The organism is Klebsiella sp. CN_Kp104 (assembly GCF_040064515.1).
GTDB classification, from domain to species: Bacteria; Pseudomonadota; Gammaproteobacteria; order Enterobacterales; family Enterobacteriaceae; genus Klebsiella; species Klebsiella aerogenes.
Genome location: NZ_JBEAII010000001.1, coordinates 71,104 through 85,605, shown reverse-complemented (window position 1 = coordinate 85,605; position 14,502 = coordinate 71,104). Strand labels below are relative to the sequence as shown.

Annotated in this window: 15 protein-coding genes; 9 read left to right on the top strand and 6 right to left on the bottom strand. The window is 54.2% G+C overall.

Annotated features, from left to right (window positions below):
- Nucleotides 1-81 precede the first annotated feature (81 nt).
- Both ABLU80_RS00435 and ldtB read left to right on the top strand, forming a co-directional pair.
- Nucleotides 82-864 (top strand): tyrosine-protein phosphatase, encoded by a 783-nt coding sequence (locus ABLU80_RS00435; RefSeq protein ID WP_047054316.1) that lies wholly within the window; start codon nucleotides 82-84, stop codon nucleotides 862-864.
- 198 nt (nucleotides 865-1,062) lie between these two features.
- Nucleotides 1,063-1,977: a L,D-transpeptidase gene (ldtB, locus tag ABLU80_RS00430; RefSeq protein ID WP_015367569.1), complete on the top strand. Its 915-nt coding sequence runs from the start codon at nucleotides 1,063-1,065 to the stop codon at nucleotides 1,975-1,977.
- Nucleotides 1,978-2,068: 91 nt separating this feature from the next.
- Here the strand turns inward: ldtB and ABLU80_RS00425 are convergent, their stop codons facing one another.
- The 5 genes from ABLU80_RS00425 to mntR form a co-directional block, all read right to left on the bottom strand.
- Nucleotides 2,069-2,785, bottom strand: a complete 717-nt coding sequence (locus ABLU80_RS00425; RefSeq protein WP_072382604.1) for a GntR family transcriptional regulator — start codon at nucleotides 2,783-2,785, stop codon at nucleotides 2,069-2,071.
- A gap of 60 nt (nucleotides 2,786-2,845) precedes the next feature.
- Entirely contained in the window at nucleotides 2,846-4,222 is a 1,377-nt protein-coding gene (locus ABLU80_RS00420) for a glycoside hydrolase family 1 protein (protein ID WP_072382606.1), read from the bottom strand.
- Between the two features lie 155 nt (nucleotides 4,223-4,377).
- Nucleotides 4,378-5,418 carry an aldo/keto reductase gene (locus ABLU80_RS00415; RefSeq protein ID WP_015704826.1) on the bottom strand — a complete coding sequence of 347 codons (1,041 nt, stop codon included), beginning with the start codon at nucleotides 5,416-5,418 and terminating at the stop codon, nucleotides 4,378-4,380.
- Nucleotides 5,419-5,525: 107 nt separating this feature from the next.
- A complete protein-coding gene (locus ABLU80_RS00410) occupies nucleotides 5,526-6,638 on the bottom strand; it encodes an anion transporter (protein ID WP_015367573.1) in 1,113 nt (370 codons plus the stop codon).
- Nucleotides 6,635-7,102 carry a manganese-binding transcriptional regulator MntR gene (gene mntR, locus ABLU80_RS00405; RefSeq protein ID WP_015367574.1) on the bottom strand — a complete coding sequence of 156 codons (468 nt, stop codon included), beginning with the start codon at nucleotides 7,100-7,102 and terminating at the stop codon, nucleotides 6,635-6,637. The genes ABLU80_RS00410 and mntR overlap by 4 nt, the downstream gene beginning before the upstream one ends.
- 186 nt (nucleotides 7,103-7,288) lie before the next feature.
- Between mntR and mntS the strand changes: the two genes are divergently transcribed.
- Both mntS and ABLU80_RS00395 read left to right on the top strand, forming a co-directional pair.
- A complete protein-coding gene (mntS, locus tag ABLU80_RS00400) occupies nucleotides 7,289-7,414 on the top strand; it encodes a manganase accumulation protein MntS (protein WP_015367575.1) in 126 nt (41 codons plus the stop codon).
- Between the two features lie 268 nt (nucleotides 7,415-7,682).
- Entirely contained in the window at nucleotides 7,683-9,260 is a 1,578-nt protein-coding gene (locus tag ABLU80_RS00395; RefSeq protein ID WP_348849573.1) for a phosphoethanolamine transferase, read from the top strand.
- Between the two features lie 69 nt (nucleotides 9,261-9,329).
- Here ABLU80_RS00395 and ompX read toward each other — a convergent pair whose 3' ends face one another.
- Nucleotides 9,330-9,845, bottom strand: a complete 516-nt coding sequence (gene ompX, locus ABLU80_RS00390; protein ID WP_015367577.1) for an outer membrane protein OmpX — start codon at nucleotides 9,843-9,845, stop codon at nucleotides 9,330-9,332.
- A 352-nt stretch (nucleotides 9,846-10,197) separates the two neighbouring features.
- Here ompX and rhtA point away from each other — a divergent pair, with 352 nt between their 5' ends.
- From rhtA to glnQ, 5 genes are all read left to right on the top strand, one after another.
- On the top strand, nucleotides 10,198-11,085 hold the full coding sequence (gene rhtA / locus ABLU80_RS00385) for a threonine/homoserine exporter RhtA (RefSeq protein ID WP_015367578.1): 888 nt from the start codon (nucleotides 10,198-10,200) through the stop codon (nucleotides 11,083-11,085).
- Nucleotides 11,086-11,323: 238 nt separating this feature from the next.
- Complete coding sequence (dps, locus tag ABLU80_RS00380; RefSeq protein ID WP_015367579.1) at nucleotides 11,324-11,827, top strand: DNA starvation/stationary phase protection protein Dps; 504 nt, start codon at nucleotides 11,324-11,326, stop codon at nucleotides 11,825-11,827.
- A 389-nt stretch (nucleotides 11,828-12,216) separates the two neighbouring features.
- The gene (glnH, locus tag ABLU80_RS00375) at nucleotides 12,217-12,963 is read left to right on the top strand and encodes a glutamine ABC transporter substrate-binding protein GlnH (RefSeq protein WP_015367580.1); all 747 of its coding nucleotides are present in this window, start codon (nucleotides 12,217-12,219) and stop codon (nucleotides 12,961-12,963) included.
- A gap of 125 nt (nucleotides 12,964-13,088) precedes the next feature.
- Nucleotides 13,089-13,748: a glutamine ABC transporter permease GlnP gene (gene glnP, locus ABLU80_RS00370; protein WP_015367581.1), complete on the top strand. Its 660-nt coding sequence runs from the start codon at nucleotides 13,089-13,091 to the stop codon at nucleotides 13,746-13,748.
- Nucleotides 13,745-14,467, top strand: coding sequence for a glutamine ABC transporter ATP-binding protein GlnQ (gene glnQ, locus ABLU80_RS00365; RefSeq protein ID WP_015367582.1), 723 nt, complete (start codon nucleotides 13,745-13,747; stop codon nucleotides 14,465-14,467). Before glnP ends, glnQ begins: the two co-directional genes overlap by 4 nt.
- The last annotated feature ends 35 nt before the right edge of the window (nucleotides 14,468-14,502 follow it).

Sequence of the window (14,502 nt, the reverse complement as noted above, 5' to 3'; positions counted from 1 at the left end):
TAACTATGCTATGGTCAGGGTTTTACCGCAAAATGACCGATTGCTAAGACATAATAATTATCCGCAATTCAGAGGGAATTTATGACCACCCGCACCAGCCATCCTGCATTTATCTCGCTTCAAGGCGGCATCAACTTTCGCGACCTAGGCGGTCAACGCGCGGCCGACGGCCGGCGCGTACGTTCAGGCAAACTGCTGCGCTCAGGCTCGCTGCACAACATGACGCCGGAGGATCTCAATCATCTCAGCGCCATTCCGCTGAGCCGGGTGCTGGATTATCGCGATCCGACAGAGGTCAACCGCAGCCCCGATCGGCTGAATAGCGAAGCCTTTTACCTCAACGCCCCGGCCAATCCGCTTTCCAGCAGCGTCAATGCGAAAGTCACCGAGTTTAACGCCGCGACCCTCAACACCATGGACGGCGAGCAGTTTATGCTACAGCTCTACCGCCAGTTACCGTTTAATAACGCCGCCTATCGCCAGTTGACGCAATGGCTAATGGAGCCTTTTGACGGCGCCCTGCTGCAGCACTGCGCCGTCGGTAAAGACCGCACTGGCGTCGGCTGCGCCCTGACGCTGTTCGCGCTCGGCTGTGATAGCAATACGGTCATGGAAGAGTATCTGCTGACCCAGGGGATGCTGGCGCAGGTCGAAGGATTCCTGCTCGACACCTTCGGCGAAGGCCTTAATGAGCACGGGCGTAAAAATCTCGCCGCCATCATGACCGTCCAGGAGTCATATCTGGCGACCGCGTTGTCCAGCATTGAACAGCATTACGGTCATGTCGACCGCTGGCTGGAACAGGAATACCGCCTGACGCCGCAGGCGCGTGAAGCATTGCAGTCGCGGCTGCTGGAAGATTAATCCACGTTTCACTAACCAGACGATTCGCCGTGAAAGCGGCGCGTTGCGCACTACACTATTAGCAACAGGAAAAAATTGTGATTTCGTACACATCTGATTTACCTGTTTATCGGAAAGCACATATAATGCGCTCCCATCTACTATCTGAATATCTAACAAGGCCCGTGTGGCGTTGACACCGCGCACGACATGAAGAATATGAAATTATCGACACTATTAGCGGCAGCCTTCGCCATCGTGGGCTTTTGCAACACAGCTTCAGCTGTTACCTATCCTCTGCCAACCGACGGCAGCCGTCTGATTGGCCAGAACCAGGTCATCACTATTCCAGACGATAATAAACAGCCGTTGGAATATTTCGCTGCCAAATATCAGATGGGTCTGTCCAACATGTTGGAAGCGAACCCGGGCGTGGATACCTACCTGCCGAAAGGCGGTACCGTGCTGAATATTCCGCAACAGCTGATTCTGCCGGACACCGTGCATGAAGGCATCGTCATCAACAGCGCCGAGATGCGTCTGTACTACTACCCGAAAGGCACCAATACCGTGATCGTACTGCCGATCGGTATCGGCCAGTTGGGTAAAGATACGCCGATCAACTGGACGACCAAAGTTGAGCGTAAGAAAGCGGGCCCGACCTGGACCCCGACGGCGAAAATGCACGCCGAATACGCCGCGGAAGGTAACCCGCTGCCGGCAGTCGTACCAGCAGGCCCGGATAACCCGATGGGTCTGTACGCGCTGTATATCGGCCGTCTGTACGCCATCCACGGTACCAACGCCAACTTTGGTATCGGCCTGCGCGTGAGCCACGGCTGCGTACGTCTGCGTAACGAAGACATCAAATTCCTGTTTGAGAACGTGCCGGTCGGCACCCGCGTGCAGTTTATCGATGAGCCGGTAAAAGCCACCACCGAACCGGATGGCAGCCGCTACGTTGAAGTACACAACCCGCTGTCGACCACCGAAGCGCAGTTCAAAGGCGGCGAAATCGTGCCTATCAGCCTGACTCAGGCCGTGCAGTCGGTGACCAGCCAGCCTGACGTTGACCAGAGCGTAATGGATCAGGCGATCCAGAACCGTTCAGGGATGCCGGTGCGCCTGAACTAAGTTCAGCTAGCACATGAAAACGGCGGGCCTGGTGCCCGCCGTTTTTTTATCTGCATCTGCTAAGCGCTGCGCCAGCAGGGAGCGCTCCCGGTTAGCCGTTATTGACCAGAATGACCCCGCCATGATCGTAGCGGTAGTGACAGTGCGCGTACTCCAGCGGCGTACCGTCTTCCAGATAGATAACCTGCTCAACCTCCAGCACCGGGTCGCTCGGCTCGCAGTTAAGATGTAATTTGTCCAGCTCATCCGGCTTCATCGCCCGCACCACCCGATAAGACCCCATCAGCTTCAGCCCCAGCGTCTCCTGCACATAACGAAACACCGAAGTCTGCAGATGACTTTTATTGAGCCCCGGCACCAGCGCCACCGGCATTACCGTGAGATCCAGCGAGACCGGCTCGCCGTTAAGCAACCGCAGGCGGACAAAGTCATACACCGGCGCATCGGCGTCGATCAGCAGCGAACTCTGTTCCTTCTCGCTGGGAAAACGCAGTTCAAAGCGCACTACTTCGCTTTGCACCTCGCCGAGATGCTCCCAGGTTTTGGTGGCGCCGAAATAGTCGCTGCCGGGCAGTTCCCACTGCGATAGCTGGAGGAAATTTTTCCGCACAAAGGTACCCTGCCCTTTGCGGGTGTAGATAAGCCCCTCGACAATCAGCTGACGCATTGCCTGCTGGATCGTCATCCGGCTGGTATTGAACTCTGCCGCCAGCGCAAACTGGTCAGGTAACGGCGCGCTGGCAGGATACTGCTGGCTAATGATCCGCTTTTTTATTTCCCGCGCGATATTAAGATACTTCGCCGTCATTCTCCGATCCTTTACTATTTTGTGAGGGGCTGGGGGGCAGCATACACCGCCCGCTCGCCGTTACATCTCTTCGCCATTACTGTGGATAACCCGCTTCAACCACGCGTAGCTTTTCTTCGGTACCCGCTTAAGATCCTTGAGATCGTGGTTTTCACGATTGACGTACACCACGCCGTAGCGTTTACGCATGTCGCCCTGCGAGCTAAGGATATCGATTAATCCCCAGCCGAGATAGCCTATCACCTGCGCCCCGTCTTCAAACATTGCCGCTTTCATGGCGTTAATGTGGTCACGGTGGTAGGCAATGCGGTAATCATCGGCGACCTGATTTTCGCCGTCCCAGGATTCGATCACCCCAATCCCGTTTTCAATTGGGAAGACCGGCAGCCGCCAGTCGTTGTAATAGCGGGTAATGATCGTGCGGAATCCCAGCGGATCGATCTGCCAGTTCCATTCCGTCGCTTTCAGGTATGGATTGTCCTGATTACCGAACAACATATAGTTGTTCACCGCCGTACCTGGCGGAATCGCGTCGCTATTGAGCGTGCGGCTGGCGTAGTAGCTGAATGCCAGATAGTCGACCTTCACCCTCGCCATCAACGCGATATCTTCAGGGCGATAGATATCGTCAAAACCTTCACGGGCGACAAAATGCATCACTTCCGGACTATAGCCCTCGCCCGCGTAGGCGCGCAGCAGATTCTGATTTAAAAACTCGTCCAGTTGCTGGGCGCACAGAATATCGCGCGGCTTACAGGTTGCCGGATAGACCAGCGCATGGGCCAGCATTCCGCCCATCAGACACTGCGGTTTGGCCTGATGCAGATAGTCGGTGAGATGGACGTGCGCCATCATTACGTGGTGCTGGATCTGGTAGAGTTCGCGCAGCGTTTTATAGCCACGCAGATAGCCGGTGATCAGAAAAGCCTCCGGCGAATGGTAAAGATTCTGTTCGTTGAAGGTCAGCCAGTACTTCACCTTATCGCCGTAGCAGTCGATCATCTTCTGGCCATAGCGGATAAAAGCGTCCATTACCCGGCGATCGGTAAAACCGTTATAGCGCTCCGCCAGCGACAAGGGCATATCGAAGTGATAGAGGCAGATCATCGGTTCAATACCGCGGGCAATGAGCTCATCAATAAACTGATGGTAGAACGCAATCCCCTCTTCATTAAACTCGCCATCTCCCTGCGGACAGACGCGGCTCCAGGCTATCTGGAAGCGATAGCAGTTCATGCCCAGATCCTGCATTAAATCAAAGTCTTCGCGGAAGCGATGGTAGGAGTCGGTCGCTACCTTCCAGTCCGAGGCGAACTCCGACGGTTCACGGATATCGTACACCGACATCCCCTTCCCCCCCTCATTCCACGCCCCTTCGGTCTGCATGCTGGAGACCGAATTACCCCATAAAAAATTGGCCGGTAGTTTGTCTTTCATGGTTCGCCTCTGTATATGACTAGTCATTTAAATGTTATGACTAGTCATATACAAAAAAACTACCTCCGAAGCAAAAGCAGGATCGTTTTCTGTGAGCCATACAAACAAAAAAGATCGCCGCAAGCGGCGATCTTTATAAGCACGAAAAAACAGCGTTACTGCGCGTCAAGCTGCTTACGGCGATATTCCCCCTGGCGCTCCAGCATCCAACCCGGATACTCGCGCGGCAGCGCGCTGACCGCGTCAAGCTGGCGCAGCTCATCTTCACTCAGGCGAATAGCGGTGGCGGCAATGTTATCCTGCAACTGCTCGGCCCGTTTGGCGCCAATAATAACGCTGGTGACCGCCGGCTGATGCAGTAACCACGCCAGCGCAATCTGCGCCACCGAGACCCCTTTCGCTTCGGCTATCACCTGCATAACGTCAATGCAGTCAAAGGCGCGATCTTTATTCACCGGCGGGAAATCGAACTCCAGGCGACGACCGCCCGCTTCCGCCTGACCATCGCGGCGATATTTACCGCTCAACAGACCGCCCGCTAGCGGGCTCCAGACCATCAGGCCGAGACCTTCGCTTTGCATCATCGGCACCAGTTCGCGTTCCAGCTCACGCCCGGCAATCGTGTAGTAAGCCTGCAGAGAAGCAAAGCGCGAGAGCCCGAGGCGTTCCGCGATGCCCAGCGCTTTGGCGATTTGCCATGCCGCCCAGTTAGAAACACCGATATAGCGCACATGCCCCTGCTGCACCAGGGTGTCCAGCGCCGACAGCGTCTCTTCAATAGGCGTCGCCGGATCGAAACCGTGTAATTGATAGAGATCGATATGATCGAGCTGCAGGCGGCGCAGGCTCTCTTTCACGCTGCCCATAATGTGGTAGCGTGAGCTGCCGCGCGAGTTCACCCCAGCGGTGCCGGTTTCGCCGAACACTTTGGTCGCCACCACCACGTTTTCACGCGGTATCTTCAGATTCTTTAACGCCTGGCCGGTGATCTCCTCCGAGCGTCCTTCTGAATAAACGTTGGCGGTATCAATGAAGTTGATGCCCGCATCCAGCGCGCTGCCCACCAGCTGTTCGGCTTCCGCCTGGCGCAGCTGGCCGATTTTTCCCCACATCCCCTCTTCGCCGCCGAAGGTCATGGTGCCAAGGCACAGCTCAGAGACAAACAGGCCGGTATTTCCCAGTTTTTGATAACGCATAGCAGTCTCCTCATTCGGATGATTAACGTCAGCCAGATAGTTATAGCCCGAGCGTCGTCATTGCGAATGGGGTGTTCCTGCCCGTTTCTTGCCCAATCCTCTGAAAATCAGCGCCACAGCGCGAGCATGGCGTAACCGGTGAGCGCCGCCCAGATCAGCAGCGGAATGGAATAAAGATGAAAACGCCACCAGATCCGGCGATCGCCGGCCATCCGCAGCGCAATCAGATTCGCCAGCGATCCGGGCAGCAGGCCAAAACCGCCGACGTTCACCGCCCAGGCTAACAGCATCGTTGGCGGCACGTAGTTGAGCAGCAAAATAGTCGACGGCACGTTGCTGATAAACTGCGACAGGCCAATTGCCGTCAGCCATAGCCCGCCATGCGAGAGCTGGCCGACGTCGTTCAGCCACTGCTGCAGCACCGGCAGCTGCGTCAGCAGGTGAACGTCGATAAACATCGCCATAAACACCAGCAGCAGCGACCAGTCGACGTTGATAATCACCGCTCGCGCCAGCAGCAGGAACCCGACGGCAATGAGCGCCAGCCCCCAGAGTTCCTGCTTCATCTCCAGCGCAGCCAGAAAGATAAGGTAGAAAGCGAGGCAGCTCCACACCAGCTGCGGCCGCCACTCCGGCGCTTTGTCGCTACTTTGATAATTGAGCCGAGCGGCGGGGAAACAGAACCAACACAGCACCAATAGCGTGATCATCATCGCCGCCGCCAGCGGCAGCATCTGGCCGATAAAGGCAAGAAACGATAGCCCGGAGCGGCCCCACAGTAAAATATTCTGCGGATTGCCGATGGGCGTTAATAAAGAGCCGGCGTTAACCGCCAGCGCTTCAAAAATAATCAGCCGGTTCACCGGGATGGCGCACCATTTTTTCAGCGTTAACGTGAGGGGAACGACAATGAACAGCGCGACGTCGTTGGTCAAAAAAGTGGAAAGCAGCGCGGCAGCCAGCACCATGAAGATGGCCAGTTGGCGTTCGGTGACGAAACGGCGCGCCATTTTGCGCCCCAGCACATCAAAATAACCGCTCAGTTCAATCCCTTTGGTCAGCAGCATCAGCCCACTAAGGGTGATGATCGTGTGCCAGTCGATAGCCTGCCCCCAGCGCTGAGGCGCGAAAGGAACAAACAGGCTAAGGATAACGGCGATAAGTAACAAAAGATGCAGGAAACGGTCGCGAGCGAGCGACTGCACAAAGGGGAGATTCATTCTGCGTGTAATCTCTGGGTAAACAGCTTAAATTGCGCCAGCGTCTCTTCGCTAACGTGGTGTTCCATTCCCTCGGCATCGCGGCGGGCAATCTCCGGACTCACGCCAATCGCCAGCAGAAAGTTTTCCACTATCTGATGACGCTCGCGGCTTTCATGGGCCAGCTTTTCCCCTTCCGGGGTTAAGAAGATCCCGCGCCAGGGGATCTGTTCGATCAAGCCGACGCTCGCCAGACGTTTAAGCATTTTCGCCACCGTCGGTTGCGAAACGCCAAGACGCGCAGCCATATCCACCTGGCGCGCTTCGCCCACTTCGTTGATCAGATCGGAGATAAGCTCCACATAGTCATCAATCAGCTCGCGACGATGCGCTTCGCGCACCTGACGAAACCCCTCTACGTGTTCTTCGACATTAACCAGCTGCGTCACTTTTTTAGTTATGGGCTTACCTGCGCGACGGTTCATTGTGCTTCCTCGTTGGTGTGACGCGTCAAGCATCATATAAAAGGATCCACATTGTAATGGATTGCGCCCGGAGCACAAAAAAATAACATTTTAGCCATAGCTATAAAATATAGCCTGTGCTATATCTGTATGTAATGCAAACAGCCATCACGGATTTGACGGCGCGAAAACGCAGGAGGAATAACCATGAACGAATTCAAGAGGTGCTTAAACGTGTTTAGCCATTCACCCTTTAAAGTACGCTTAATGCTGATCGGCATGCTGTGCGACATGATCAACGGCAAACCGCAGCAGGATAAACCTAACCACTAACGCGGCGTCGCGGTACGCCGCTTCATTTTTTTGTCATTTTTCCCCGTTAACCTACCCGGTTGTCTCGCCCTTCAGCGCTTTTTTCAAGTTTTGTAAGCTTTCTCGCAAAACAATCTGTTATGAACAGTTGACCTTACCATTCGCAGGCCCTATCGTTTGTCAGCCCTGCCACTACTGCGGCTCGCAGAGACCCTCTTCACGCACTGTCCAGCAGGTTTTACCCCCTTGATGCCAGGGGACGAACATGGCGTCTTGTTGATTACGAATTATGAATGTCACTCTGAAAGAAACGCTGGCCGCCCGCAGACTGGCCCTGAACCCGTGGACAGGATTCTACTTTTTACAGTCGCTGTTGATTAATCTGGCGCTTGGGTATGAATTTAGCTTGCTCTATACCGTTGCGTTTACCTGCGTACTCCATCTGCTTTGGCGCACCTTTCCGCGGGTACAAAAAGGGGTAGTTGGCCTCTATTCCCTGCTGGCCGCGATGTACTATCCCTTCGGCCAGGCTTACGGCGCGCCAAACTTCAATACGTTGCTGGCGCTGCACGCCACCAACGTGGAAGAGTCGACGGAAATTCTCACTATTTTCCCGTGGTACAACTATTTGCTGGCGGTATTTATCTTCGCCCTCGGCGTCATTGCCGTACGGCGGAAACCACAGCCGCCCGCGCGCCTTGGCAAAGTGGAATATCTGGGGCTGCTGTTTAGCATCGGTATCTTCTTCCTGCAACCTGTGCAGAATCTGGCCTGGGGCGGCGTCTTTAAAGTCATTGATAGCGGTTACCCCGCCGTGCGCTTCGTAAAAGACGTGATCGTTAATAACAATGAAGTGCTGGATGAACAGGCGCGGATGGCGCAGTTGGCGAACATGAAAGATAGCTGGCACGTGCTGGCGGTGAAGCCGAAATACCATCTCTATGTCGTGGTGATTGGTGAGAGCGCGCGCCGCGATGCGCTTGGCGCTTTCGGCGGCCACTGGGACAACACGCCGTTCGCCAGTTCGGTCAACGGCTATCTGTTTAAAAACTACGTCGCCGCCAGCGGCTCCACGCAGAAATCGCTGGGCCTGACCCTCAATCGGGTGGTAGACGGTAAACCCCAGTATCAGGATAACTTCGTCACCCTCGCCAACCGCGCGGGCTTCCAGACCTGGTGGTTCTCCAATCAAGGGCAAATTGGTGAATACGACACCGCCATCGCCAGCATCGCCAAACGCGCCGATGAGGTGCAGTTCCTGAAAAATGGGGATTTTGAAGCCAATAAAAATACGCAGGATGAGCAACTGCTGAAACTGACCGAGCAGGTATTATCAGTCGAGCGCAGCCAGCCGCAGTTGATCGTATTGCATATTATGGGCTCGCACCCGCAGGCCTGCGATCGTACCAAAGGCAAGTACACCACCTTTGTGGAGTCAAAGGAGACCTCATGCTATCTCTACAGCGTGACGCAAACCGACGCGCTGTTGGCGAAACTCTACGGCCAGCTACAGAATTCCGGCAGTTCTTTCTCGCTCACCTATTTTTCCGATCACGGTCTGGCATTTAAAGAACGCGGTAAGGCGGTGCAGTATCTCGCCCATGATGACAAATATCAGCAGAACTTCCAGGTACCGTTTATGGTGCTCTCCAGCGACGATAAAGCGCATAAGATGATTAAAGCCCGCCGCTCGGCGAATGATTTCCTCAGCTTCTTCTCGCAGTGGACCGGCATCAGCGCACAGGAAATTACCCCACGCTATCGCTTTATCTCGGAACAGAAAGCCGGACCGGTGTATATCACCAATTTCCAGTTACAGAAGGTGGATTACAACCATCTGGGCAGCGACGAGTTTACCGTCAACTAAACGGTATCGCCGAATCACAGGCAAAAAAAATCCGCCCCTTGAGGCGGATTTTTTATATCACCGAAGTGATTAGAAGCGGTAACCTACGCCAGCAATCCAGGTGCCGACGTCAACGTTACGAATGCGAGACTGCTCGTAGGAGAAGTCCAGGGCAACGTTTTCGATCGGGTTGAACTGCATACCAGCGCCGTAAGAGAAACCGTAGTCGCTCATGTCGGATTTCTGGTTCGGGAAGTTGTTGTTCTGGAACTTACCGTAGCCAACACCGATTACGCCGTAGATGCTCGCCCAGTCGTTCAGACGGTAAGCCGGACCAGCGGTGATGCCGTAGTACTGACCTTTGTTGTAAGTACCGTTGCTGGTGTTGTCTTTTTCGGTGTAGGTGAAGGAACCGATAACGCCCAGCGGGTTGTTATCTTGCTCGTAACGGTACTTAAGGTTGAAACCGCCTGCTTTGTTAGCTTTACCCTGCATGTCGCTCTGAGCGTAACCACCGGTAACGGTAGAAGTTGCAGCGAAAGCAGTAGTACCTACGGATGCAGCCAGAACAACGGCCAGTGCTGAAAGACGTGCAATTTTATTCATAACCACCTCAAATGTGTTTCTAATAAGTCCTAAGTCTTAAATATATCAAAAACTTTTGGGAAACTCTTTTGACTTTACATTGTCTAACATACTTTTTCATGTAAGCAAAAGTTTCCACGATTTCGTAACAATCTGGAAATCAAACACTTTTCGCGCAAAAAGTGCTTAACGTTTACCAGCCGTAAGCGCTCCGCATCCAGATTATTCTTAGTCGCGAAGGCATTCCCCTACGCATTTTACGCCATTGTACTGTTTTTCCACCCTCTTTTTTCAACAATCGCTAAACCGTTAAGCGGTTATTCCAGTACACTGGAACCTTTACCTCTTTTGACAAACCCTGACAGGAGAAAGGATGCCCGGCTCGTCCCGTAAAGTTCCGGCGTGGTTGCCGATACTGGTTATTTTGATCGCCATGGTCTCCATTCAGAGCGGCGCATCGCTGGCGAAATCGCTCTTCCCGTTGATTGGCGCACCGGGAGTCACCGCTCTACGCCTAACGCTCGGCACTTTAATTTTAGTCGTTATTTTTAAGCCGTGGCGACTGCGCTTTGCCCCGCAGCAGCGGCTACCGCTGTTCTTTTACGGCGTGGCGCTAGGGGCGATGAACTATCTCTTCTATTTATCGCTGCAGCGGATCCCGCTTGGCGTCGCGGTCGCGCTGGAGTTCACAGGGCCGCTGGCGGTGGCGCTCTTCGGTTCACGCCGCCCGCTTGATTTCGTCTGGGTGGCGCTGGCGGTGCTCGGGCTGTGGTTCCTGCTGCCGCTTGGGCAAAACGTAGGGGAAGTGGATTTAGTCGGCGCGCTGTTCGCGCTCGGCGCCGGCGCATTCTGGGCGGTCTATATTCTTACCGGCCAGCGCGCGGGTGAAGAACATGGCCCGGCGACGGTGGCTATGGGCTCGCTCATCGCGGCGGTAATTTTTGTGCCCATCGGCGTCGTCCAGGCCAGCGATACGCTGCTGCAATGGTCGCTGCTGCCGCTGGGGCTTGGCATCGCCATTCTCTCCACCGCCCTACCCTATTCGCTGGAAATGATCGCCCTGACCCGGATGCCCACCCGTACCTTCGGCACGCTGATGAGCATGGAGCCGGCGCTGGCGGCGCTGTCGGGAATGGTGTTCCTCGGCGAGACGCTAACCCTGACGCAAACTCTGGCGTTAGGGGCGATTATCATCGCCTCAATGGGCTCAACGCTAACCATGCAACGGCAAAGCAAAATCGAGAAAGTCGATATAAATTAAGATTTTGTTACCGCCCTGGCTCGCGTTCATAGCGAGCCAGTTGTGTGCTTCTAATCATCTGATTTAATAAAACTTTTTAAATAGCCAACAACTTAGCGCTATCGGACTGATATGGACAGCCGATGCCTCATACCCAATATCCCTTGCTATAATTAGTCCCGAAGTCATTTGGGACAAACGCTCTACATAATTCGAATTTGAAGTATGACGAGTATCAATATCAAGAGGATATGAAACTATGAGTACCGCAAAACTGGTTAAAACTAAAGCGTCTAACCTGCTCTATACCCGTAACGATGTCGCAGACAACGAAAAGAAAGCTACCGTTGAGCTGCTGAATCGCCAGGTGATCCAGTTCATCGACCTGTCGCTGATTACCAAACAGGCCCACTGGAATATGCGCGGTGCCAACTTTATCGCCGTCCATGAAATGCTGGATGGTTTCCGCACTGCGCTCACCGATCACCTTGATACGATGGCTGAACGTGCCGTTCAACTGGGCGGCGTCGCACTGGGTACCACTCAGGTCATCAACAGCAAAAGCCCGCTGAAAAGCTACCCGCTGGATATTCACACCGTTCAGGAACACCTGAAAGAGCTGGCGGACCGTTATGCCATCGTGGCCAATGATGTGCGTAAAGCGATCAGCGAAGCGAAAGATGAAGACACCGCCGATATCTTTACCGCGGCTTCCCGCGACCTGGATAAATTCCTGTGGTTCATCGAAGCGAATATCGAATAAACGTCTACCGCCGTCAGCGCCCGCTGGCGGCTTTTTCCTTTTCTCCCACGCTACCCCCGCAATCGCTTAGCTCGCCCTCTTTTGGTGCATATGTATGTACACAATGCGTACTAAAGTAAAACAATTGTAATAATCACCTCACACAATCGTTACAGCAAGATTGTTTTCCCATCAGGGTTTGCGTTAAAAATGCTCTGGTTATTCGCTACGTTTATATTGCACCAAAATGATGCCCCGTCACGGTGCGTTTGCTGTATCGAGTAACCGAAATTGTGCAAGCAATATGAAAGCTCCTGTTGAAAAACAATAGCTTGTAAAACTGGCACGATTTTTTCATTAGGCTACACGTTCTCGCAGGGGCTCGTCCCGTGGATAAAAAAGGAAATACTATGAAGTCTGTATTAAAAGTGTCACTGGCTGCACTGACCCTGGCTTTTGCGGTTTCGTCTCACGCCGCAGATAAAAAACTGGTAGTCGCCACCGATACGGCGTTTGTTCCGTTTGAATTTAAGCAAGGTGATAAATACGTCGGCTTCGATATTGACCTGTGGGCCGCGGTCGCTAAAGAGCTGAAACTGGACTACACCCTGAAACCAATGGACTTCAGCGGCATCATTCCCGCGCTGCAGACCAAAAACATCGATCTGGCGCTGGCGGGGATCACCATCACCGACGAGCGTAAAAAAGCAATCGACTTCTCCGACGGCTACTACAAAAGCGGCCTGCTGGTGATGGTGAACGCGAAAAACAATGACATTAAAGATGTGAAAGATCTGAACGGCAAAGTGGTCGCCGTGAAGAGCGGCACCGGCTCCGTTGATTATGCGAAAGCCAACATCAAAACCAAAGATCTGCGCCAGTTCCCGAACATTGATAACGCTTATATGGAACTGGGCACCGGCCGCGCTGACGCGGTACTGCACGACACGCCAAACATCCTGTACTTCATTAAAACTGCCGGTCAGGGCAAGTTCAAAGCGGTAGGCGAATCGCTGGAAGCGCAAAGCTACGGTATCGCCTTCCCGAAAGGCAGCGACGAACTGCGCGAAAAAGTGAACGGCGCGCTGAAAACGCTGCGTGAAAACGGCACCTACAACGAAATTTACAAAAAATGGTTCGGTACTGAACCAAAATAATAATCAGGACGACTTCCCGCGGCCAATCCGCCGCGGGCTCCACGGCGCCAGAGTCTCTTTCCCCGGCGCCGTATTCGCAGAGGCTTTCTCTGCTTTCGACACGGTAACAGTAACAGGAACACATTATGCAGTTTGACTGGAGTGCCATCTGGCCCGCCATTCCTATTTTGCTGGAAGGCGCCAAAATGACGCTGTGGATTTCGGTCCTCGGCCTGGTTGGCGGCCTTATCATCGGTCTGGTGGCCGGTTTCGCCCGCTGTTTCGGCGGCTGGATAGCCAACCACATCGCGCTGGTATTTATTGAAATCATCCGCGGCACGCCTATTGTGGTGCAGGTGATGTTCATTTACTTCGCGCTGCCGATGGCGTTTAGCGACTTACGCATCGACCCGTTCACCGCCGCGGTGGTGACCATCATGATCAACTCCGGGGCCTATATCGCGGAAATCACCCGCGGCGCGGTGCTGTCCATCCATAAAGGTTTCCGCGAAGCGGGTCTAGCGCTGGGACTCTCCCGCCGCGAGACCATCCGCCACGTGATCCTGCCGCTGGCGCTGCGCCGTATGCTGCCGCCGCTCGGTAACCAATGGATTATCAGTATCAAAGATACGTCGCTGTTTATCGTTATCGGCGTCGCCGAACTGACCCGCCAGGGCCAGGAAATTATTGCCGGTAACTTCCGCGCGCTGGAAATCTGGAGCGCCGTTGCCGTCATTTATCTGATCATCACCCTGGTGTTGAGCTTCATTCTGCGTCGTCTTGAAAGAAGGATGAAAATCCTGTGATTGAATTTAAAAACGTTTCCAAACACTTTGGCCCGACTAAAGTGCTGCACGATATCGATCTGAAGATCAACAAAGGCGAAGTGGTCGTGATCATCGGGCCGTCCGGCTCCGGTAAATCCACGCTGCTGCGCTGCATCAATAAACTGGAAGAGATCACCAGCGGCGATCTTATCGTCGATGGCCTGAAGGTGAACGACCCAAAGGTTGACGAACGCTTAATTCGCCAGGAAGCCGGAATGGTATTCCAGCAGTTCTATCTGTTCCCGCACCTGACGGCGCTGGAGAACGTGATGTTCGGCCCGCAGCGCGTGCGCGGCGCGTCGAAAGCGGCGGCGGAAACGCTGGCGAAAGAGCTGCTGGCGAAGGTGGGTCTTGCGGAACGCGCGCACCACTATCCATCCGAACTCTCCGGCGGCCAGCAGCAGCGCGTCGCTATTGCCCGCGCGCTGGCGGTGAAACCGAAAATGATGCTGTTTGATGAGCCGACTTCGGCACTTGACCCAGAACTGCGCCATGAAGTGCTGAAAGTCATGCAGGACCTGGCCGAAGAAGGCATGACGATGGTCATCGTAACCCACGAAATCGGCTTTGCTGAAAAAGTGGCATCACGGCTGATCTTCATCGATAAAGGCCGCATCGCCGAAGACGGCGACCCGCAGGTTCTGGTGAAGAACCCGCCAAGCCCGCGTCTGCGCGAGTTTTTGCAGCACGTAGCCTGATGCGCCCGGCTCTCCCCGGTAAGGGGAGAGACGCT

Excerpts from the sequence above, each read along its gene's own strand:
- rhtA (WP_015367578.1), top strand. The coding sequence starts at position 10,198 with ATGCCCGGCTCGTCCCGTAAAGTTCCGGCGTGGTTGCCGATACTGGTT.
- mntR (WP_015367574.1), bottom strand. The coding sequence starts at position 7,102 with ATGAACCGTCGCGCAGGTAAGCCCATAACTAAAAAAGTGACGCAGCTG.
- ABLU80_RS00415 (WP_015704826.1), bottom strand. The coding sequence starts at position 5,418 with ATGCGTTATCAAAAACTGGGAAATACCGGCCTGTTTGTCTCTGAGCTG.
- mntS (WP_015367575.1), top strand. The coding sequence starts at position 7,289 with ATGAACGAATTCAAGAGGTGCTTAAACGTGTTTAGCCATTCACCCTTT.
- ABLU80_RS00425 (WP_072382604.1), bottom strand. The coding sequence starts at position 2,785 with ATGACGGCGAAGTATCTTAATATCGCGCGGGAAATAAAAAAGCGGATC.
- ABLU80_RS00395 (WP_348849573.1), top strand. The coding sequence starts at position 7,683 with ATGAATGTCACTCTGAAAGAAACGCTGGCCGCCCGCAGACTGGCCCTG.
- ABLU80_RS00435 (WP_047054316.1), top strand. The coding sequence starts at position 82 with ATGACCACCCGCACCAGCCATCCTGCATTTATCTCGCTTCAAGGCGGC.
- ABLU80_RS00420 (WP_072382606.1), bottom strand. The coding sequence starts at position 4,222 with ATGAAAGACAAACTACCGGCCAATTTTTTATGGGGTAATTCGGTCTCC.
- glnP (WP_015367581.1), top strand. The coding sequence starts at position 13,089 with ATGCAGTTTGACTGGAGTGCCATCTGGCCCGCCATTCCTATTTTGCTG.
- glnH (WP_015367580.1), top strand. The coding sequence starts at position 12,217 with ATGAAGTCTGTATTAAAAGTGTCACTGGCTGCACTGACCCTGGCTTTT.
- ABLU80_RS00410 (WP_015367573.1), bottom strand. The coding sequence starts at position 6,638 with ATGAATCTCCCCTTTGTGCAGTCGCTCGCTCGCGACCGTTTCCTGCAT.
- ompX (WP_015367577.1), bottom strand. The coding sequence starts at position 9,845 with ATGAATAAAATTGCACGTCTTTCAGCACTGGCCGTTGTTCTGGCTGCA.
- dps (WP_015367579.1), top strand. The coding sequence starts at position 11,324 with ATGAGTACCGCAAAACTGGTTAAAACTAAAGCGTCTAACCTGCTCTAT.
- ldtB (WP_015367569.1), top strand. The coding sequence starts at position 1,063 with ATGAAATTATCGACACTATTAGCGGCAGCCTTCGCCATCGTGGGCTTT.